Annotated in this window: 18 protein-coding genes; 13 read left to right on the top strand and 5 right to left on the bottom strand. The window is 43.1% G+C overall.

All coding sequences use genetic code 11. From position 1 onward, the window contains the following. The first annotated feature begins 49 nt into the window (after positions 1-49). Positions 50-364, top strand: a complete 315-nt coding sequence (gene trxA / locus N596_RS03800; RefSeq protein ID WP_006595996.1) for a thioredoxin — start codon at positions 50-52, stop codon at positions 362-364. A gap of 364 nt (positions 365-728) precedes the next feature. Here trxA and N596_RS03795 read toward each other — a convergent pair whose 3' ends face one another. After that, the gene (locus tag N596_RS03795; RefSeq protein ID WP_023027018.1) at positions 729-2,180 is read right to left on the bottom strand and encodes an alpha-amylase; all 1,452 of its coding nucleotides are present in this window, start codon (positions 2,178-2,180) and stop codon (positions 729-731) included. 477 nt (positions 2,181-2,657) lie between these two features. Here N596_RS03795 and N596_RS03790 point away from each other — a divergent pair, with 477 nt between their 5' ends. The 4 genes from N596_RS03790 to N596_RS03775 all read left to right on the top strand — a co-directional run bounded on the left by N596_RS03790 (position 2,658) and on the right by N596_RS03775 (position 9,952). Beyond that, positions 2,658-5,771 (top strand): CocE/NonD family hydrolase, encoded by a 3,114-nt coding sequence (locus tag N596_RS03790; RefSeq protein WP_023027017.1) that lies wholly within the window; start codon positions 2,658-2,660, stop codon positions 5,769-5,771. 120 nt (positions 5,772-5,891) lie between these two features. Then, positions 5,892-7,466, top strand: coding sequence for a M20/M25/M40 family metallo-hydrolase (locus N596_RS03785; RefSeq protein ID WP_042361423.1), 1,575 nt, complete (start codon positions 5,892-5,894; stop codon positions 7,464-7,466). Between the two features lie 106 nt (positions 7,467-7,572). Further along, positions 7,573-8,316, top strand: a complete 744-nt coding sequence (locus tag N596_RS03780) for an ABC transporter ATP-binding protein (protein WP_023027015.1) — start codon at positions 7,573-7,575, stop codon at positions 8,314-8,316. Next, complete coding sequence (locus N596_RS03775; protein ID WP_023027014.1) at positions 8,306-9,952, top strand: hypothetical protein; 1,647 nt, start codon at positions 8,306-8,308, stop codon at positions 9,950-9,952. Before N596_RS03780 ends, N596_RS03775 begins: the two co-directional genes overlap by 11 nt. A gap of 197 nt (positions 9,953-10,149) precedes the next feature. On the opposite strand, the gene N596_RS03770 is transcribed toward N596_RS03775, so the two are convergent. Then, entirely contained in the window at positions 10,150-10,992 is an 843-nt protein-coding gene (locus N596_RS03770) for a DegV family protein (RefSeq protein WP_042361153.1), read from the bottom strand. A gap of 127 nt (positions 10,993-11,119) precedes the next feature. Between N596_RS03770 and N596_RS03765 the strand changes: the two genes are divergently transcribed. After that, positions 11,120-11,698: a TetR/AcrR family transcriptional regulator gene (locus N596_RS03765; protein WP_023027012.1), complete on the top strand. Its 579-nt coding sequence runs from the start codon at positions 11,120-11,122 to the stop codon at positions 11,696-11,698. Between the two features lie 24 nt (positions 11,699-11,722). On the opposite strand, the gene N596_RS03760 is transcribed toward N596_RS03765, so the two are convergent. From N596_RS03760 to coaA, 3 genes are all read right to left on the bottom strand, one after another. Beyond that, positions 11,723-12,253, bottom strand: coding sequence for a DNA topology modulation protein (locus N596_RS03760; protein WP_023027011.1), 531 nt, complete (start codon positions 12,251-12,253; stop codon positions 11,723-11,725). Between the two features lie 65 nt (positions 12,254-12,318). After that, on the bottom strand, positions 12,319-12,567 hold the full coding sequence (gene rpsT / locus N596_RS03755) for a 30S ribosomal protein S20 (RefSeq protein ID WP_023027010.1): 249 nt from the start codon (positions 12,565-12,567) through the stop codon (positions 12,319-12,321). A gap of 106 nt (positions 12,568-12,673) precedes the next feature. Then, the gene (gene coaA, locus N596_RS03750) at positions 12,674-13,594 is read right to left on the bottom strand and encodes a type I pantothenate kinase (RefSeq protein WP_042361151.1); all 921 of its coding nucleotides are present in this window, start codon (positions 13,592-13,594) and stop codon (positions 12,674-12,676) included. 95 nt (positions 13,595-13,689) lie between these two features. Here coaA and N596_RS03745 point away from each other — a divergent pair, with 95 nt between their 5' ends. From N596_RS03745 to N596_RS03715, 7 genes are all read left to right on the top strand, one after another. After that, the gene (locus tag N596_RS03745; protein WP_023027008.1) at positions 13,690-14,283 is read left to right on the top strand and encodes a class I SAM-dependent methyltransferase; all 594 of its coding nucleotides are present in this window, start codon (positions 13,690-13,692) and stop codon (positions 14,281-14,283) included. After that, entirely contained in the window at positions 14,280-15,557 is a 1,278-nt protein-coding gene (locus tag N596_RS03740) for a pyrimidine-nucleoside phosphorylase (protein WP_023027007.1), read from the top strand. The genes N596_RS03745 and N596_RS03740 overlap by 4 nt, the downstream gene beginning before the upstream one ends. 22 nt (positions 15,558-15,579) lie before the next feature. After that, positions 15,580-16,242 (top strand): deoxyribose-phosphate aldolase, encoded by a 663-nt coding sequence (deoC, locus tag N596_RS03735; protein WP_023027006.1) that lies wholly within the window; start codon positions 15,580-15,582, stop codon positions 16,240-16,242. Next, positions 16,229-16,618 (top strand): cytidine deaminase, encoded by a 390-nt coding sequence (locus N596_RS03730; RefSeq protein WP_023027005.1) that lies wholly within the window; start codon positions 16,229-16,231, stop codon positions 16,616-16,618. The genes deoC and N596_RS03730 overlap by 14 nt, the downstream gene beginning before the upstream one ends. A 78-nt stretch (positions 16,619-16,696) precedes the next feature. Then, entirely contained in the window at positions 16,697-17,752 is a 1,056-nt protein-coding gene (locus N596_RS03725) for a BMP family lipoprotein (protein ID WP_006596011.1), read from the top strand. Positions 17,753-17,889: 137 nt separating this feature from the next. Beyond that, a complete protein-coding gene (locus tag N596_RS03720; RefSeq protein WP_023023704.1) occupies positions 17,890-19,422 on the top strand; it encodes an ABC transporter ATP-binding protein in 1,533 nt (510 codons plus the stop codon). Beyond that, positions 19,415-20,470, top strand: coding sequence for an ABC transporter permease (locus N596_RS03715; protein ID WP_023023702.1), 1,056 nt, complete (start codon positions 19,415-19,417; stop codon positions 20,468-20,470). Before N596_RS03720 ends, N596_RS03715 begins: the two co-directional genes overlap by 8 nt. Positions 20,471-20,472 lie beyond the last annotated feature (2 nt).

The raw sequence follows: 20,472 nt of genomic DNA, 5'->3' as shown, positions 1-20,472 counted from the left end.
AGAACTATCAATGAGAGATTAGTGACAATCACTGATCAAAGGAGGAACTATGGTACACGTACTAACAGATGCAACATTTGAACAAGAAACGAGCCAAGGTTTGGTCTTGGTCGACTTCTGGGCAACTTGGTGTGGTCCTTGCCGGATGCAGGCACCAATCTTAGAACAGCTGGCAGAAGAAATCCATGAAGATGACTTGAAAATCTTTAAGATGGATGTGGATGAAAATCCAAACACTGCTCGCAACTTCGGCATCATGTCCATTCCAACTCTCTTATTCAAGAAAGATGGCCAAGTGGTGAAACAAGTCGCTGGTGTTCATACCAAAGAACAACTCAAAGCGATTGTTGCAGAATTAAGCTAACAAAAAAGAACCCCTTGCTTCTTAGATGATTAAACTCGTTCATTTCCAACTGAGGAAGTGAGCGAGTTTTTTCTTTCATGAAGTTGTTAAGAGAATCAGATAAAGAATTGACAGCGCTTTCCTAAGGTGTTAGAATGAACCTGTAGTTTGCTATAAAATATAAGAAAGAGAGTGGGACAGAAATCGGTCATTCGTTAGAATTCGATTTCGTCGTCCCACCTCCGCATAGTTGAGTAGGGCTGTAATAGCTGATGAAATTAGTGTAGTAGAGCCCACTCAACCACTTCGTCTTGCTCGACAATCCAAAGACAATTGAAAGGCTAGAACTTTTGTCCCAGCCTCTTTACTCGATTTAGTTTTCTAGTTAGTCTGCCAAAATCCACACGCTGACGGAGCGGTCTGAGACTGGGAAATCAGCCCAACCGTCTTCTTCAATTTGGATGGTATCTTGGTAATTTCCTAAAGCGTCGTAGTAGGTCCGTCCTGCATAGGCTTGACCAATTTCCATCCGTTTGGCGGATGGACCAGCATTTGAAATGACGCAGGCGATAGGAGCAGTCTCTTCAGTTCCAGACCGCGTCCAACCAATACAGTTAGGATCGTCAAAGTAGTCTCTTTGTTCACCGTAGGCTAAGTCTTTGCGGATACGAAGGAGTTGATCAAGCTCCGCTTGGAAATCTTGCTGGGCAAACTCACCTGAAATCCCGTAGTAGTCTCCATAAAAGACACATGGAAGTCCGGCCTCGCGGAGGAGAATGAGGGCGTAAGCAGCAGGCTTGAACCATTCACCAACTGTGGACTCTAGAGCTTGTCCTCTTTGGGTATCGTGATTATCGACAAAGGTTACCGCACTTTCTGGATGATTGCTTGCAAGAGTACCATTGAAAATAGTCGTTAAGTCAAAGTTTTCCCCTTCTTGGCTAGCTCTAAAGAGATTTTGGTGGAGGGCAACGTCCACTAAGTCAAACTTGTAGGCAATGCTGGCCAGGTAGTCATTGTTGCTTTGTTCATCCCCATTCCAAAACTCACCAAATACATAGAAATCTTCTCCATATTTGTCCGTAATTTGTTGGATGAAGTTCTTCATGAAGAAGGAGTCGATGTGTTTAACAGCGTCTAGACGGAAGCCTTCAACCCCAGTGGTTTCAATAAACCATTCTGCCCATTGATTGAGGTTTTCGATCACTTCGGGGTGTTTAAAGTCGATATCGGCGTACATGAGGTAATCGTAGTTTCCGTTCTCACTATCAACGAGGTCGTCTTGTGCCCAACCTTTGTTGTCTCCTTGAATCTGGTAAATCCCACTCTTATTGCGGGAAGCATCGTAGTCGGTACCGGTAAAGTGGTACCAATGCCAGTGGAAGTCATTGTAGGCTCCATTTCGACCATCAAAGGTAAATTTTGTCCAACCTTTAATCGTAAAAGGCTCTGTCAAGACGATGGTCCGATCGTTAGGGTCCACTTCGACCACTTCGAATTTTTCTAAACCATCGGCAGCTGCTTTATGGTTGAGAACGACATCGGCCATGGGCTGGATTCCAGCTTCTTTTAAGGCTTGGATGGCTTGCAAGTAGTCTTCTTTGAAACCATATTTGGTCCGAACAGTCCCTTTTTGGTCGAATTCTCCAAGGTCAAAGAGGTCATAGACGCCGTAGCCGACATCATTGGCAGAAGTGGCTTTAAAAGCAGGAGGCATCCAAATTTTACGAATACCCAAATCTGCTAGGTGAGGAGCATCTGCAGCTAAGCGGGACCAGTGTTGACCATCCGAAGGTAAGTACCATTCAAAATATTGCATTAAGGTTTGATTTTCCATTTGTTTCTCATCTTTCGTGAATTAATGCCTTATTTTACCAAAAATGAAAGGATAGGGCAAAGGTTTGCACTCTCGAAAACGCTGTCTTTATTTCATAGTGTATAAATGGGTAAAAAGATAGGTCTTGTATGGATCGGAGAGAGGGATTTGGCCCCATGAATAGGAACTATTTTTTTATTTTTATTCAAGTTCGCTCAATCTGTCTTAGAAGGCTTTGCTAGTTGAAAAAGTGTCTCCATCATTTGATTTACAGGAAGGAAAGTCCAGAGAGCTTTCCCTGCTGTAAGTTAAGTTGTGATCCTGTTTGAAAGCTGGTTGACTACCAGATATGAGGAAATCTTGCTTCCTGACAGGAAAAGATGCCGTCGATGAAAGGAGGTTTCGTTTCTAGTGCATCTATTAAAGAATGAATTTGTCTACTTTTTTCGTCGTTTTGGATAAATCGGTCAAAACGACATGTTTCAAAGGAGTTTGTATATGAAAAAATCTAGCCTTGTTTCGATTGTGTTTGCAAGTTTGTTAATGAGTCCAATTGTTTTGGCGCGCCATGTCCAGGCGGAGGAAGTGGCTACGAATAGTCAAGAACCAGCCTTGACCTCTCATGTGGGACAGCCAAGTACAGCAGAAACCTCTCCTGTTTCAAATGAAGTTCCAGCAAGTGATGAGCTGTCTCCTAAGGAGGAAGCGTCTCAAAAGCCTGAATCGAATATACCAGTAGCTGCTACAAGCCCTGTAGCAACACCAGCAGTAGCTGACCAGCCAACGTCGACAGATAAGGACGTTGTTGCGGAAAAGGATCCTGTCTCTCCTCCAGCAGACAAGCTGATTAGTGCAAGTCCTCAAACAAGTCCATCTCCTGAAGGGGCTGTATCAGAAAAAAATGCCAGTCTTCTTTCTAGCGCTCCTAAGGTGACTCTTGGGGAACTTTCAGAGGTGACTGGTCAATCTGTTGAGGAGCAAGATGCTAAGAAAGAAGCAACTGTGACGGATGCTGTCAACCAGCTCTTGAAGTGGGCGTCGACAAAAGATGGCCAAGTAGGAGCAACTGATAAGGATCGTTTGGCTTTTGCTAAAAGTCTTGGTATGATCAGTGAGGATACAGAAGGAACGGCACCAGTGACTAACTTAGCTTCCATGGTTGAGGTGGCTAAAAAACTCCATGCGGCCTACCGCGCTGATCGCAAAGAACCTCTCTTTTTGAACGGACGGGCCCAACCGATTTTCCCATTTACACCGGGGGATGATATTGAGCATTATTCTTATGAAAAGAGTGACATTGTCCGCTATATTGTCTATGTTGAAACCGACTATGACACGGATGGAGATGGCAAACCTGACTTAGTGAAGACCTTGGTCCAAGTTCCTAAGGCTGCAGTCAAGGGGGATTATAAAGCACCGAGTATTTTTGAAGCCAGCCCTTACGTAACAGGAACGACAGAAGAACGCACCCTTGAGGGATTGGGTCTGAAAGAAGGTGGGAACTTTGATATGGCAAAACTCTACAGTAAGCCAGAAAAGAGAAAGGCAGTCAAAGAAGTCTCGACAGAAGAAGTGGCAAAGGCTGCAGATCCAAAAGAATGGTACTATGTCAATCCTCGTGAAAGCTCAGATGACTATACCCACTATGACTATGAAAACCTCAACTGGTACAATTACTACTTGGTTCGCGGTTATGCAGTAGTTACCAGTAGCGGCCTGGGATCCAAAGGTTCTGATGGGATTAATACGACTGGATCTGACCTAGAAATTGCGGCCTACAAGAACATCATTGAGTGGTTGAATGGCAAGCGTAAGGCCTATGCGGATAAAACCAGCAACCGTGAAATCAAGGCTGACTGGTCCAGTGGAAATGTGGCCATGACAGGCTTGTCTTGGGCTGGGACAACGACCTTCGGTGTAGCCTCTACTGGAGTCGAAGGTCTCAAGACCATTGTGCCAGCTGCAGGTATCGCTAGCTGGTATGACCATTTTAACAGCCAAGGATCTCCTCTTGATACAGGAGCTTCCAATGACCTCTCTTGGTTGTCAGTCTACACCTCAGGCCGTATTCTTGATAAGGAAGATTGGGACAAGGTCAAGGATTACTATGCAGCCTATATTACCAAGCTGAATGAGCTCCAACACAAGGATGGCCATAATTACAACGAAGAGTATGTCAAACGTGACTACACCTTGAACGCAGCAAATTTGAAAGCTGCACCATTGATTATCCAAGGGCTCAATGATGACAATGTCAAGCCAAAACATTTTGAATTAATGGTTCAAGCCTTCAAGAAGGCAGGAATTGATCCAAAAGTCTTGCTCCACCAAGGAAACCATGTCTATCCATCGACACGTTGGTCTGGGACGAATGTTGCGGGTCAAGCCTTCAATGATTTGATGAATCTATGGTACAGTCATTATTTGTTTGGAATTCGAAATGGAATTCAGTATCTGCCAGAAGTCACAGCACAGGACAACTTGGATCCGTCTAAGTGGCGCAAATTTGATAAGTGGGAATCAACCAATAGCATCACTGCGCGTGCTTATTCTAAGAGAGAAGATGTGACAGTATCCAGCGATTTCTATGGCACCGGTGAGAACTGGACAACCAGAAACCAAGATGCGGCCTTCCATTCATCTGCTGTCAGTGCCTCTTATGCTGCACCGGTCGATCAAGATATCACCATCAAAGGTCATATTCCTGTGAATTTTAGCGCTAGCTTCATAAAAGGAGATAAGAGCCATGCTCATGTCAGCGCGACCCTAATGGATGTCTCTGACGAAGAATTTGATGTTGTCAAAGAAGAAATCACCTATGATAAGGATGGCTACGGTACTCGTACCCTTGAAAAAGAGACCCTGGATGAAACCGGCTACTGGAGTGGTAGCAATTTGGACAGTCTCCCTCTGAAACGTTATAAGACGCACAAGGTTAAGAGTGTAGTCATTTCAAGAGGCTGGCTCAACTTGGCTAATCCTGGCTCTGGATTTGATTCAGCAAGTTCTAGCCACTCGATCGATCTAAAGGAAAATGAGTACCACAACTATACGATGTATTTACAACCGAACCTCTACACAGTTAAGAAAGGACATCGCCTAGTTTTGACGCTTCATGCCTTTGACCCGGACTACATTTATTATGCTGATCCATACGAAGTCAAGTTTAAGACAGATTCAATCTCAGCAAGAATTCCGATTCTTGAAGATAGCCGTTCTCTCTTACTTCGTTACCAGCCAAATGAAAAGGATACCGAGTATGCAAGCTTAGCAGATCGTATTCTCCCAATCGCTAAGAAGAATCCTACTGTAGTGGAAGAAGCCGGTAAGGGCTCTGTTTCTGATCAAGCTAGTCATCAAGAACAACAACCACCAGTCGGACGAGACCAAATGGACTTCCGTAAAGAACAGAAAGAAGAATTGGCTCAATTAGCACACGTCAGCGGAAGCACAAGCCAAGGAGAGGGAAGTGTCGCTCGCTTGCCTGAGAAGGAGGAAACACGCTTACCTGAAACTGGTGAAACAGCAAATATCTGGACAGTTTATGGCTTGCTTACCGTCCTTGCGACTAGCCTGTGGAAAGCTGTCTACCGTCGCAAAGAAGATCAATAATATCAGACTTATCGCCAAAGAGTGATAGAAAACAAAGGGATCCAGCCCATCAGAAGGAGGCCCCCATTGAGATCCATAGAAGATTTCCAAGAACAAATTGCCACAATTTTTCAAGAGGCAATGTCCATACCTAGCTTTACTAATACAGAGACAGAAAGGGAGATGGAAGACTATTTAGACCAACGAATTGGGGCTATTCCATATTTCCAGACTCACCCCCATCACTTTGGTCGCTACCCTCTTCCCAATGACCATCTCCATCGGAGTGTCAACTGGGCTTTAGTTGATAAGGGAAAGAAAAAGACAGTGATTCTTTTTCACCACCACGATACGGTAGATCTAGAAGATTACGGTCCCCTCGCACCTATAGCTTTGGATTCGGAGGCACTGGTTCAAGCCTTAAAGGACCTCGATTTTCGATCAGAAATGCAGGAGGATCTAAATTCTCGCCAATGGCAATTCGGACGAGGTTCTTGTGACATGAAGGCGGCCTTAGCGCTCCAGCTAGGAGTCCTAGAAGCCTATGCCTCAGATCCAGCTGGGGGTCAGGTTAATTTGCTTTATCTATCTGTGGGAGATGAGGAGTCTTATTCACGTGGGATGAGAGGAGCCTTGGGTCTACTCTGTCAGTTAAAAGATGAGTTTGACTTGGACTATGTGTTAGCAGTGGATTCAGAGCCCTTTGAAGCAGGGAGTGACAAGGAGAAGGTCCTGCATATCGGAACGGTTGGCAAGCTGATGCCAGTCGTTGTTGCCCAAGGAGTTTTGTCTCATATGAAAGAGCCTCTAAAGGGAATCAATGCCCTCTCTCTCCTAATAGCAGTTGCATCAAAATTGGACCTTCACCCAGACTTATCTGATCATGCTCTGGGTGAGCGGTCTCCCCTTCCTTCTTGGTCTTATCTGAGGGATTTAAAGGATCAATATGATGTGTCGACTGTCCTCCATGCTGCCGGCTATTTCAGCGTTCTGCATCTGAAAAAGACCCCTCAAGAATTGTTGCAACGCATCAAAGAGTTGAGCCAGGAAGCGGTTGATCAATTTTATGTCAAATACCTGTCCCTTCAGGACCAAGCAGGGCAAGAACATCTGATCTCTCAGCCAAGAGTCATCAGCTATCAAGAATTGCTGGATCGTTGCCAAAAGAAGGAAGGATTTTTAAGCTTTCAAGAGCAGTGTGAGCAAAGAGCCTATCAAGATTTCTTATCAGGAGTCAGCTATCAGACCATTGCCATCCAGCAGATTCAAAGTTTCTTAGAGTTTTTGAGTGAGAAAAATCCTCTGGTGGTTATTGGCTTTGCTCCACCTTATTACCCTTCTATGAATTGTCGGTCTTTACCGAATACCAGTCTAAAAATTGATAACCTAATAGATGATTATCGCTACTATTTAGCAAGCAGGGGCTTGTCACTGAAGGTGGAAGAGTACTTCATGGGCATTTGCGACACCAGTTATTGTGCCTTGGAGAGAGAGCTAGAAAGCTATCAAGTCGTATTGGATAGTTTAGCTATCCCCTCTCAAGTTTACGAGTTGGATCTTGCAAACATTGCACAGATTCAAGTGCCTGCGGTCAATTTAGGGCCTTGGGGCAAGGAACTCCACCAAAGAGGGGAGCGGGTCTTTACGGAGGACCTCCTAGATATCATTCCTAGTTATCTATTTGGCCTTCTCTACCGCTTTGATGAATTACTTTAATACTTGAGTTTTCCATTGACAAAAGAGGAAAAATGGAATAAAATATTGGCAAAACAAGTAAACCGTTTTCCTTCATCAGGGAAGTGGGATAGAAGAGGGAGAATCTATGATTGAATTTCAAGGAGTCACAAAAGATTACGATGGGCATCTGGCTTTGAACCACTTGAATTTGACCATTGAAGATGGGCAAATTGTCGGCTTGATTGGCCATAATGGTGCCGGAAAATCAACGACCATTAAGAGCTTGGTCAGTGTCATCACACCGACGACAGGCAGCATTCTAGTCGATGGGAAGGATCTCTACAGCAATCGATTAGAAATCAAAAAGAAAATTGGTTACGTAGCCGATTCGCCAGATCTCTTTCTACGTTTGACAGCCAATGAATTTTGGGAGTTGGTTGCCACTTCCTATGATATGAGCCAGCAGGAATGTGATGAGCGTTTGGAACATTTGCTCAACCTTTTTGACTTTACAAGTCATCGATATGAGGTCATTGAGTCTTTCTCTCATGGGATGCGCCAGAAGGTCTTTGTTATCGGAGCTCTCCTATCTGATCCAGACATCTGGGTTCTAGATGAGCCGATGACTGGTTTGGATCCACAAGCCTCCTACGACCTGAAACAGATGATGCGGGAACATGCTGATAAGGGGAATACCGTCATCTTCTCAACCCATGTCCTCGAAGTGGCAGAGCAACTCTGTGATAAGATTGCCATCCTGAAGAAGGGGAACCTCATCTTTTATGGGACCATTGAGGAACTGAAGGGGCAACATCCAGAACAAAGCCTAGAGTCCATCTATCTTGGACTGGCTGGTCGAAGAGAAGAGGTGAGTCCAGATGCGTCTTAAGATGGTTCGTCGCCTAGTGGATGTCAACATCATCTATGCTACTCAGCCCGCACAATTAGCGAAATTTCGTAAGAAGCAGGAAAAGAATCCGACTAGGAAGGTGAATGTTTCCGCCCAGTCCATTCGGACCTATATTTTTATTGGTCTCCTTTATCTTTTCCTTTTTGGGATTCTCTCGAGTGCCAATGATTTCGTCTCTAGCCCTGGTCCTTTTGTCAATATGATTACGCTCTTTGGGCTCTTGACGATTTCCCAGGGCTTGATGAGTTTTTACAATGTCTTTTACGAGAGCAAGGATTTGCAATTTTACCGTCCCTATGCTTTTTCGGATGCAGAAGTCATTGCAGGAAAGAGTATTTCAGTCATTTTAGTGCTCTTGATGGCCCTGCTTCCAATGGTCAGTTATTTTATCATTCTTCCTATCCAAGCAGGGGGAAATATCCTAGTGGGGCTCTTTCTTGGCCTTCTTTGTGCCATGATTCTCCTCTCTATCCTCTTCTTGGGCACCTTGTTCTTATCTCACCTGATTACCAAATCAGCTGTCTTTAAGAAGCACACGAGTTTGGTGTCTAACGTCATCATTGGCTTGAGTAGTCTTATCTCCATTGGAGCTTATCTCTATATCAATATGCTCCAGTCAGAGCACTCGGTGGCTGGTGATTTGGTCACTCAACCGAGTATTTTTCCTCCGATAGAGGTCTTTCATACCTTTATCTTGAATCCTTTGGATTCAGGTGCTCTGCTTGGGATGTTGGCTTGGATATTGGTTCTAGCAGTCCTCCTTTGGCTGGTCAAAAGTCAGGTCTTGCCTCATTTCTATGATGCTGCCCTTGAGGTCTCTTCCAGCCATGCAGTCAAGGAGCGGGTGAGCCAGATGAAGGTAGGAGATCAAAAGGCCTTCCATCGCTTTACCGTTTCCTATCATAAACGGCTTCTAAGTGATGGTACCTTGCTGACGCAGGTCATCTTTATGATGGCGATCTTTCCTTATCTTTTTACCTTTGGCTTGTTTTTAGGGGCATCGCGAGCTTCCCTTCAAATTGAAAACTACCTCACGCCCCAATATTTACTTCCTTTGTCTCTTATCGCTTTCATGATCGGAGTTTTCAACTCTGTAGAAAGCTTGACCAGTATCGGAATCTCCTTGGAGCGGGAAAATTTCGCTTATCTTCGTGCCCTTCCGATTGATTTTAAACGCTATTGTTTGAAGAAGTTTTGGATTCTCTTTTCCGTTCAGTCTGCTTTGCCGATTGTGCTATTAGTAGGGGTGTCCAGCTACTTTGGGGTCCATCCCCTCTCTCTTCTAGCTATGCTTTTGATTTGGTTTTTGACCAGTTTGAGTTTGAGTGTGATCGCTTTTCGACGAGACTACAAGCTCTTAACGACCAATTGGTCGACTGTAACGGATTTGATGAACCGTAATAGAGGAAATGCTGCCTTGAGAGGATTGTTGATATTCGTCTTTATTATCGTTATGCTCGTCCTGATAGGCTTTACTTTCTATCTATCCGCTGTAGCTTTCACCACCTTGCTTGCTAGTGTGATTTATCTTCTCATAGCGGGTATTGGAGCTCTTGCGACGTATCTCATTTATAAGAATACTTTCTACAAATTTAACCAAGAAATTGGTGAATAAAAAAGAGAGTGGGACAGAAATCGGTCATTCGTTAGAATTCGATTTCGTCGTCCCACCTCCGCACAGTTGAGTAGGGCTGTAAAAGTTGATGAAATCGGCGTAGTAGAGCCCACTCAACCACTGCGTCTTGCTCGACAATCCAAAGACAATTGAGAGGCTAGGACTTTTGTCCCAGCCTCTTTTGAATTTATGTTGATTTAGATTTCATAGCCGATTAAGAGGCCACCTTCTTCAGCATAGAAGCTACATAGACCAGAGGTCGGAAGGACTTCGATATCCGCATTGGCGAATTTTTCATGGACCAAGGCAGAGAGTTGTTCTACGAATTTTTCGTTGCGACGGTGAGCAATGGTGATATGTCCCCCTTTATAGCCAGCTTTGAGCATTTCTTCAAAAGTAGTGGAAATAGCTTTCTTTTGGCCACGGGCTTTATGGAGAAGCTCAAGGGTCCCGGTATCGCTGGCTTGACCGACCATACGGATATTTAAGAGGCCAACAACAGTCCCGATAATTTTATTGAGACGACCATTTTTGACCAAATTATCGACCTTAGCAAGGACAAAGATCAGTTTGGTTTTCTCTTGGTATTTGGTGATGACTTCGACCGCTTGATCAAAGTCAAGGTCCTGGGCGATTAATTGATGAAGTTTGCGAACGAGTAGATCCACTTCACCTCCAGCTGATAAACTATCAATCACATGGATATTGGTAGTCGGATGTTCTTCTTGATAAAGTTTTTTAGCGACTTGAGCACTATTGTGGCTACCAGACAAAGTACCAGTGATGGTAACAACGATAATATTGTCAGCTCCCTCGAAGGCTCTCATATAGTCATCAGGACTGGGACAAGCTGATTTGGAAGCAGTAGTTGTTGCATACATATCTTCCATCATTTTGTCTGTATCCAGATTATCGTCGTCTGTATAGATGGTCTCACCAATCTGAATGGTAAGGGGAACTGAAACAAAGCTTGTATCTGGTGCAGCGCTTTCATAAGTACGGTAATCACAGCCAGAATCTGCAATAATTTTCCATGTCATTTTTATTACCTCAAAATGTAAAAAATTGTACATTGACAAGTAGTTAGTCTTTTTTTACAATTATATCATGAAGTTGCTTTCTCTGAAAGCAGATACATTCGGATGATACAGATAGAAAGTAAGTGTTATGGCAGAAAGAAAGATATCAGAAAAATCCTTAGAAAATTTGAAACGCTCCAACCAAGAGAGTAATGCCATTACACGGGAATCCCTGGAGATTTCATTGCTCCAATTGCTAGATAAAAAGGACCTAAAAAAGATCACCATTTCGGAGTTAGTGGAGAGAGCAGGGGTTTCCCGAGCAGCTTTTTACCGAAATTATGAGTCAAAAGAAGAATTGCTGGAATCCATCTTCCAATCAACTGTTTCGAAAATTACCCAGTCTTTAGAGGGTTATAATTTTAAGACCGATTTGTACCAGATTTGGGTTTATCTCTTTAAAGAGGCCAAAAAGGAAGCCCGCATTATCAGCTTGGCCGTCGATTATAATTTTGAAAAACTACTCACCAAGGCTGTTTATGAATTTCTGGAAAAGAGAAGTAAAACTCAGAAATCCTCACAAGGACCAGCTAGTTATTTAAATTCCTTCCTCAGCTCAGCCATTGTCTCTGTCTTAGCTAAATGGATTAAGGATGGCATGAAGGTACCGGCGGAGAAGATGGCCTCCTTGGGTCTTCCCTTGTTTCCTCAAAAGAAAAGAAAATAAAAAATGATCTACTAGATCGAGTGATTATTTCGACTCTAGTAGGTCATTTTTGACTTTATTTAGGAAACGGTCTAGTTCTTTTTGGTTTTTGAGAGCGATGAATTTGTCTGAATAGGTTTGGCCGACAGTCTGATAGCGTGTGACCTGTCTGGCTTGGCGACCATCCCAAAGAACCCAGCGGATGAATTCCCAGTCTAATTTTTCAATGCAACCAGTTGCCATGCTGTCTCTAACTTGACCTCGGAAGTGACGGGCCCGCTTCCAGGCCCGATAAAGGCAGTTCCAACGGGAGAAATTTAGGAAAATAATCCAGTCGGACTCTTCCAATCTGCGCTCGTATTGGCACCAAGCATAGTTGCCATCAATGACCCAGTTTTCTTTGGTATCTAAAAAAGTAAGGACTTCTTGCTCCATCTTGTCAGGGTCATTGTCCTGCCAATTCGGAAGGAATTGCAGACGGTCTAGGTGAAGCAGTGAAAGTTGATAGTGATCAGCAAGGGTCTTTGCAAGAGTAGATTTTCCTGATCCAGAATAGCCGATAATCGTAATTTTCATCGTATCTCCTCATATGGAAGCAACAAAAAAAGCTCCGGAGAGCTCATTTTGTATGCAATTCTTGATTAACCAAGTTTCGCTGCAAGACGTGCTTTATCACGGCTAGCTTTGTTTTTGTGGATCAAACCTTTAGTTTCTGCTTTATCGATAGCTGAGCTAGCAGCGCGGTAAAGTTCTTCAGATGGGTTTGCTTCAAAAGCTTTGATTGCAGTACGCATAGCTGATTTTTGAGCTGAGTTTTTTTCGTTGTGTTTAACGTTCAATTCAGCGCGTTTGATAGCTGATTTAATGTTTGCCAATTTTTTCACCTCCAATGATATTCTAACTCTCTTATTATATCTGAAAACTTTTCTTTTGACAAGCCCAAACTAATTTTTCTTCGAAACGCTATCTCTTAGAGTTGGTTTTGTTATCAAACTCTTATCTCTTGAGGTAGATTTCATCAATCTCATGGTTGGCAGATTTGTGTAGGATCAGTTCAGCACGGTTGCGGGTGGGCTCGATGTAGTCTTTTAGATTTAAGAGGTTGATAGACTCCCATACCTGATGAGCAAAAGCTAGGACTTCAGCTTCTGGTTGCTTGGTAAAGCGATGGTAGTAGTTGCTTGGATCATCATTCGCACGGTCCAATAATTTTTTAAAGCGGTCAATATACCAGGACTCAATATTGGCAACCTCAGCATCTACATAGATGGAGAAGTCAAAGAAGTCTGTCATATAGAGGCGATCATTTTGAGGATTCTGAAAAACATTGATCCCTTCAACAATAATGAAGTCTGCAGCTTGGATGGTTTGCTTCTGGTCAGGGACGATATCATAAATCTCATGAGAATAGACGGGAATCTGGTAACTCTGACCATTTTTTAGCCCATTCAGGAAATCCAAGAGAAGTTCCATATCATAACTTTCAGGGAAGCCCTTGCGATTGAGAATGTCTTGTTCAATCAAAGTCGCATTGGGATATAAGAAGCCATCTGTCGTCACTAGCTCCACTGTAGAACCGGAAAAGGTCCGAGAAAGAAGGATTTGAAGAAGGCGGCTAGTCGTTGATTTGCCGACAGCCACAGACCCTGAAATTCCAATCATAAAAGGCTGTTTTTTGCTTTCCTGTTGGAGGAAGATGCCTTTAGAGAAGGCTAAGTCTTCTTTTGCTTTTTTGTAGATTTGAATTAAGTGTGTCAGGGGTAAATAAATGTCTGTTACATCTTGTAAACTAATGAGGTCATTAAAACTCTTGATGGAATTCAATTCCTCTTCAGATAGAGGAGGAGTTGATTTTCGGTGGAGATTTTGCCAAGTTTGTCGATTGATTTTTTCGAAGTGTAGAAATTCTTTATCCATTGCAAGCCTTTCCTCCATAGTGACCTTTAGTATAACAGTTTTGTTGTTTTCTGTAAACGATTTAAAAATAGGTTAAATTATGCTATAATGCTAATATGAGTAAAATGTACTATGATGAACATCCAGATGCTCAACATGATATCCACGAGTTACATGTGGTCCTTCTAGGAGAGCGGATGAAATTTTTGACGGATGCTGGCGTTTTTAGTAAGAAAATGATCGACTTTGGCAGTCAGGTCCTCTTGTCTTGTCTGTCTTTTCAGCAAGGAGAGACGGTTTTGGACGTTGGTTGCGGATATGGTCCACTTGGGCTTTCTTTGGTTAAGACCCAAGGAGTTCATGCTACTATGGTAGACGTCAATACACGTGCTCTTGATCTAGCACGGAAAAACGCGGCTTTCAATCAAGTAGAAGCAAAGATATTCCAATCCAATGTCTATGATCAGGTTGAGGAAAGTTTTGATCATATTATCAGTAATCCTCCGATTCGGGCTGGGAAAAAGGTGGTTCATGAAGTACTTTCTGGAAGCTTTGACCATTTGAATCCTGGTGGAGACTTAACCATTGTCATTCAGAAAAAACAGGGTGCTCCAAGTGCGAAGGCAAAGATGGAAGAAGTCTTTGGAAATTGTGAAATCCTCAAAAAAGACAAGGGTTATTATATTTTAAGGAGTGAGAAAACCACATGAGAGCTGTAGATATCATTCAGAAAAAACGTGATGGCATTGAATTGAGTAAAGAAGAAATTCACTGGCTGATTGAAGGCTATGTGGCTGGAACAGTCCCAGACTATCAAATGGCTGCCTTTGCCATGGCGGTTTACTTCAAAGGAATGACAACTCAAGAAATCTCAGATTTGACCATGAAGATGGTGGAAACCGGGGAGCAATTCGACCTCTCTGCTATTAAAGGCATTAAGGTGGATAAACACTCTACAGGTGGTGTAGGGGATAAAGTAACGATTGTGCTGGCCCCTCTAGTAGCTAGCTTTGGTGTCCCAGTAGCCAAGATGAGTGGTCGTGGCCTTGGACATACAGGTGGGACTATTGATAAACTAGAATCTATCAAAGGATTCCAAATTGAGCGGACCCAAGAAGAGTTCATCAAACAAGTGCAAGACATTGGTCTTTCTGTTATCGGACAGTCTGACCAATTGGTCCTAGCAGATAAGCTTCTCTATGCGCTTCGGGATGTGACGGCAACAGTTGACACGATTCCCTTGATTGCGAGTTCCGTTATGAGTAAGAAGATTGCTGCTGGAGCAGATGCAATCCTTCTGGATGTGACCGTTGGAGAAGGGGCCTTTATGAAGACCATCGAAGAAGCGCGTGAACTGGCCCGCACCATGGTGGATCTTGGAAATGCTGTCGGTCGCAAGACTATTGCTGTCTTGACGGATATGAGCCAGCCTTTGGGAACCAGCATTGGGAACCGTTTGGAAATTCTTGAAGCCTTAGATATTCTTCAAGGCAAAGGTAGAGAAGACGTGACCCACTTCATTTGCGAATTGGCTCAAATTATGTTGGAGCTTGGTGGGGTGACGGCTAGCTTGGAAGAAATCAAACAACATCTGACAGCTGGCAAAGCTCTGAAGAAGTTTGAGGAAATGGTCCTTGCTCAAGGTGGAGATTTGGAAGATCTATACCGTCCAGCTCAGGTAAAAGAACAAGTACCTGTCTATGCAGAAGCGGATGGCTATATTGCAGCATTGCCTGCTATGGAACACGGACTCTTCGCAATGCGTCTGGGGGCTGGAAGAGCGGTTAAATCAGATGTTTTAGACTATGAGTCAGGGATTGTTTTTGCTAAGAAAGTCGGGGATCCTGTTCAAAAAGGGGATCTTGTTGCAACTATTTATACAAACTTAGAAATTTGTCAAAAAAACATTGCAGAATTCCAAAAAAATGTTAAAATACTAGACAAGGTTGTAAGCGTTTCAGAAATTATTGAAATCGTATCGTAATTCGTTTAGGGGAGATTCATTAATGAAATTAAACAAATACATAGACCACACACTATTAAAACCGGATGCACAGCAAGAACAAATCGAGGCTTTGATCGAAGAAGCGAAAGAATATGATTTTGCGAGTGTTTGTGTGCAACCAACATGGGTCAACTTCGCAGTTGAAGGACTTCGGGATTCAGATGTAAAAGTGTGTACAGTGATTGGTTTTCCTCTTGGCGCGAACACACCAGCTGTTAAAGCATTTGAAACTCAAAATGCCATTCAAAATGGAGCCGATGAGATCGATATGGTCATCAATATCGGTGCCTTGAAATCCAAAAACCTTACGTTAGTAGAAGAGGATATTCAGTCTGTTGTGGATGCAAGTGGGGATCACTTGGTAAAAGTGATCATCGAAACCTGCTTATTGACCGAAACTGAAAAAGTAGTAGCTTGCCAGATCGCTAAATTGGCGGGAGCTGACTTTGTCAAAACTTCGACTGGATTTTCTACTGGTGGGGCAACTGTTGAGGATGTGGCTCTCATGCGCCAGGTTGTGGGACCTGATATGGGAGTAAAAGCATCTGGTGGGACTCGTAGCTATGAGGATGCTCAAGCTATGATCCAAGCGGGTGCTAACCGAATTGGTACTTCCTCTGGAGTAGCCATTATGAAGGGAGAAGTAGCCCATGGCGACTACTGAGTTGATTGACCTAGCTGTAAAAACAAGTGAGAATGCTTATGTACCTTATTCTCATTTTCCAATCGGGGCTGTCCTTGTGACAGATGATGGAAAGCTTTATACAGGCGTCAATGTTGAAAATGCTAGCTTCGGCTTGACCAATTGTGGCGAGCGGACAGCCATCTTTAAGGCTGTTTCAGAAGGGGAGCGTTCATTTAAGGAATTAATTATTTATGGTCAGACGGAAAAACCAGTTTCACCCTGTGGTGCTTGTCGCCAGGTGATGGCTGAATTTTTCGAGCCAGACCTACCGGTTACTCTGGTAGCCAAAGATAAATCGACGGTCGTGATGACGGTCAAGGAATTGCTTCCATATTCCTTTACAGATCTTACCTAGTAACATCTGTAAAGGCGGTCTATTGACCCTTTCATTAATCCGCAACTTAGTTGCATATCTTATTTAGGAGGTTCAGAAATGAACAAGAAACAATGGTTAGGCCTAGGTCTAGTAACTGTCGCTGCAATCGGACTTGCTGCATGTGGAAATCGTGCGTCTCGCAAAGATTCTTCAGATGCAAAAACTGATTTAAAAGCTGCTATCGTTACTGACACAGGTGGTGTTGATGATAAATCATTTAACCAATCTGCATGGGAAGGTCTACAAGCTTGGGGGAAAGAAAACGGTCTTTCTAAAGATAACGGATTCACTTATTTCCAATCTACAAGTGAAGCAGATTTTGCAAATAACTTTAGCCAAGCTGCTACAAACGGCTACAAATTAGTTTACGGTGTTGGTTACAAACTTGCTCCAGCTGTTACAGCTGCTGCAGATGAAAATGCTGATATCAACTACGTTATCATTGACTCTGTTGTAGGAGATAAAAAGAACGTAGCATCTGCTGTTTTTGCGGATAATGAAGCTGCTTACCTTGCAGGGGTTGCTGCTGCCAAAACAACTAAGACTAACAAAGTTGGTTTCATCGGTGGAGCACGTGGTGAAGTTATCACTCGTTTCGAAAAAGGATTTGAAGCAGGCGTGAAGTCTGTAAACAAAGACATTTCAGTAGACGTACAATATGCTGAAGACTTCAACAACCCTGAAAAAGGAAGAACTATTGCAGCGACACAATACGCTGCAGGAGCTGACGTTATTTACCAAGCTGCTGGTGGTACAGGAGCTGGTGTCTTCAAGGAAGCAAAAGACTTGAACGAGAAGAAAAATGAAGACGAAAAAGTTTGGGTTCTTGGTGTAGACCGTGACCAAGTTGACGAAGGTAAATACACTTCAAAAGATGGTAAAGAATCTAACTTCGTATTGGCTTCAACTTTAAAACAAGTTGGTAAAACTGTTCAAGAAATCGCAACTCAAACTGCTGATGGCAAATTCCCAGGTGGAAAAGTGATCACATTTGGTTTGAAAGATGGTGGTGTTGATTTGACAACTTCTAATCTTTCTGAAGATGCTAAAAAAGCAGTAGAAGATGCTAAAAAACAAATTATCGATGGTAGTGTAAAAGCACCTGAGAAATAAAACCTTCCGGAAGCGATCCATCCTTCTTGGGTCGCTTTTTTATGAGGTGTTGGGACATTTTGTCTCAATAGAACTTACTAACTCGTTTAGCAGGTCCTACTGAAATAAAATATAGTTTTCTAGAAAGGAATATTCGAATGGCACACGAAAACGTCATTGAGATGCGTGAAATTACCAAAATCTTTGGTGAATTTGTCGCAAACGACAAAATCAACCTCGAATTGCGTAAAGGTGAAATTCATGCACTTCTTGGTGAAAATGGAGCTGGGAAATCAACCCTGATGAATATGTTGGCTGGTCTTTTGGAACCAACGAGCGGAGAAATTGTGGTCAATGGGAAGTCTGAAAAATTAGATTCTCCTTCAAAGGCTGCTTCTCTAGGGATCGGGATGGTTCACCAGCACTTCATGTTGGTAGAAGCTTTCACTGTTGCAGAAAATATCATTCTTGGTAGCGAAGTAACGAATAAAGGTGTATTAGATTTGAAAAAGGCTAATGCAGATATCCTTGAGTTGTCAGAACGCTACGGCTTGGCTGTGGATCCTACAGCAAAAGTTGAAGATATTTCTGTTGGTGCTCAACAACGTGTAGAAATCTTGAAGACACTCTATCGCGGAGCTGATATTCTGATTTTCGACGAGCCCACAGCGGTGCTAACTCCTGCTGAAATTTTGGAGTTGATGGATATCATGAAAGCCCTTGTTAAAGAAGGGAAATCTATCATCCTCATCACCCACAAACTGGACGAAATTCGTGCGGTTGCGGACCGTGTCACAGTTATTCGTCGTGGGAAATCCATTCAAACCGTTAGCATCGAAGGTGCTACCAATAAAGATTTGGCAGAGATGATGGTTGGGCGCTCGGTTTCTTTCGTAACAGAAAAGGAAGAAGCGCAACCGAAAGAAGTGGTTCTTCAAATTTCTGACTTAGTCGTGAATGAAAACCGTGGAGTTCCTGCAGTCAAAGAACTATCTCTTGATGTTCGTGCAGGCGAAATTGTAGGGATTGCAGGGATTGATGGTAATGGTCAGAGTGAATTGATTCAGGCTATTACTGGACTGCGCAAAGTCAAATCAGGCAGTATTAAAATTAAAGGACAAGAAGTTGTTGGCTTTTCCCCACGTAAGATTACTGAAATGAATGTCAGCCACGTTCCTGAGGATCGTCATCGTGATGGTCTTGTTCTCGAAATGATGCTTTCTGAAAATATCGCACTTCAAACTTACTACAAAGAACCACTTAGCAAAAACGGTGTGTTGAATTACAATCAAATTAATTCATATGCCCGCAAGTTGATGGAAGAATTTGATGTTCGTGCAGCCAACGAGATTGTTCCAGCAAGTGCTCTATCAGGAGGAAATCAACAAAAGGCCATTATTGCTCGTGAAGTTGATCGGAATCCAGATTTGTTAATCGTTAGCCAACCGACACGTGGATTGGACGTTGGTGCGATTGAGTACATCCATAAACGTTTGATTGCTGAACGTGATAAAGGAAAAGCCGTCCTCGTTGTCAGCTTCGAATTAGATGAAATTCTAAACCTATCAGATCGGATTGCTGTTATTCATGATGGAAAAATCCAAGGTATTGTGAAGCCATCTGAGACCAACAAACAAGAGCTTGGTATTCTAATGGCTGGTGGAGAAATCAAGGAGGCTTCAAATGAATAAAAACACAAGACAAATTGCTATTCCTTTTATTTCTGTAATCCTAGGAATCATCCTCGGAGCCATCATCATGTGGATCTTTGGTTATGATGCCCTTTGGGGTTATGAAGAACTCTTCAAGACAGCTTTTGGTTCTATTAAAAATGTGGGTGAAATTTTCCGTGCCATGGGACCACTGGTTTTGATCGCTCTCGGATTTGCAGTAGCTAGCCGGGCTGGTTTTTTCAATGTTGGCTTACCAGGACAGGCCTTGGCTGGGTGGATTGCGGCAGTATGGTTCGCTTTATCTTTCCCAGATATCCCTCGTATCTTAATGATTCCTTTAACAGTCCTTGTGGCTGCAATTGCAGGTGGTTTCGTTGGTTTGATTCCTGGTATCTTGCGAGCATTTTTGGGAACGAGTGAAGTCATCGTTACCATTATGATGAACTACATCGTCCTGTTTGCTGGAAATGAAATCATCCGGAACTTCCCTAAAAAGTTCATGGTCGATTCTGAATCCAGTATCACAGTAGGGGCAAATGCAAGTTATCGACTAGGTTTTCTGACTGAATTAACCAAGTCACGGATGAATATCGGTATCTTTATCGCTTTGATTGCTGTTGCAGTGGTTTGGTTCATTATTAAGAAAACAACACTTGGTTTTGAAATCCGTTCCGTTGGTCTCAACCCAAATGCTTCAGATTATGCAGGGATGTCAGCTAAACGAATCATCATTCTTTCTATGGTGATTTCAGGAGCCCTCTGTGGGATCGGTGGAGCAGTGGAAGGGATTGGTACCTTCCAGAACATTTATGTTCAACCTGGTTCCTTGGCTATTGGATTTAATGGTATGGCGGTGGCTCTCCTTGCTAGCAATTCTCCTATCGGGATTGTCTTTGCAGCCTTCTTGCTTGGTACCCTGCAAACAGGTGCGCCAGGTATGACCACAGCGACTATTCCGCCAGAACTTGTCAATATTGTGACAGCTTCGATTATCTTCTTTGTAAGTGCTCATTACATTATCGAAAAATACATCAAGCCTAAAAAACAAATGAAAGGAGTAGAGTAAGG

Source organism: Streptococcus ilei (genome assembly GCF_000479335.1).
GTDB classification, from domain to species: Bacteria; Bacillota; Bacilli; order Lactobacillales; family Streptococcaceae; genus Streptococcus; species Streptococcus ilei.
This window is presented reverse-complemented; position numbering and strand designations above follow the sequence as displayed.

Coding starts and splice junctions, on each gene's coding strand:
- trxA (WP_006595996.1), top strand. CDS start 50: ATGGTACACGTACTAACAGATGCAACATTTGAACAAGAAACGAGCCAA.
- N596_RS03795 (WP_023027018.1), bottom strand. CDS start 2,180: ATGGAAAATCAAACCTTAATGCAATATTTTGAATGGTACTTACCTTCG.
- N596_RS03790 (WP_023027017.1), top strand. CDS start 2,658: ATGAAAAAATCTAGCCTTGTTTCGATTGTGTTTGCAAGTTTGTTAATG.
- N596_RS03785 (WP_042361423.1), top strand. CDS start 5,892: ATGTCCATACCTAGCTTTACTAATACAGAGACAGAAAGGGAGATGGAA.
- N596_RS03780 (WP_023027015.1), top strand. CDS start 7,573: ATGATTGAATTTCAAGGAGTCACAAAAGATTACGATGGGCATCTGGCT.
- N596_RS03775 (WP_023027014.1), top strand. CDS start 8,306: ATGCGTCTTAAGATGGTTCGTCGCCTAGTGGATGTCAACATCATCTAT.
- N596_RS03770 (WP_042361153.1), bottom strand. CDS start 10,992: ATGACATGGAAAATTATTGCAGATTCTGGCTGTGATTACCGTACTTAT.
- N596_RS03765 (WP_023027012.1), top strand. CDS start 11,120: ATGGCAGAAAGAAAGATATCAGAAAAATCCTTAGAAAATTTGAAACGC.
- N596_RS03760 (WP_023027011.1), bottom strand. CDS start 12,253: ATGAAAATTACGATTATCGGCTATTCTGGATCAGGAAAATCTACTCTT.
- coaA (WP_042361151.1), bottom strand. CDS start 13,594: ATGGATAAAGAATTTCTACACTTCGAAAAAATCAATCGACAAACTTGG.
- N596_RS03745 (WP_023027008.1), top strand. CDS start 13,690: ATGAGTAAAATGTACTATGATGAACATCCAGATGCTCAACATGATATC.
- N596_RS03740 (WP_023027007.1), top strand. CDS start 14,280: ATGAGAGCTGTAGATATCATTCAGAAAAAACGTGATGGCATTGAATTG.
- deoC (WP_023027006.1), top strand. CDS start 15,580: ATGAAATTAAACAAATACATAGACCACACACTATTAAAACCGGATGCA.
- N596_RS03730 (WP_023027005.1), top strand. CDS start 16,229: ATGGCGACTACTGAGTTGATTGACCTAGCTGTAAAAACAAGTGAGAAT.
- N596_RS03725 (WP_006596011.1), top strand. CDS start 16,697: ATGAACAAGAAACAATGGTTAGGCCTAGGTCTAGTAACTGTCGCTGCA.
- N596_RS03720 (WP_023023704.1), top strand. CDS start 17,890: ATGGCACACGAAAACGTCATTGAGATGCGTGAAATTACCAAAATCTTT.
- N596_RS03715 (WP_023023702.1), top strand. CDS start 19,415: ATGAATAAAAACACAAGACAAATTGCTATTCCTTTTATTTCTGTAATC.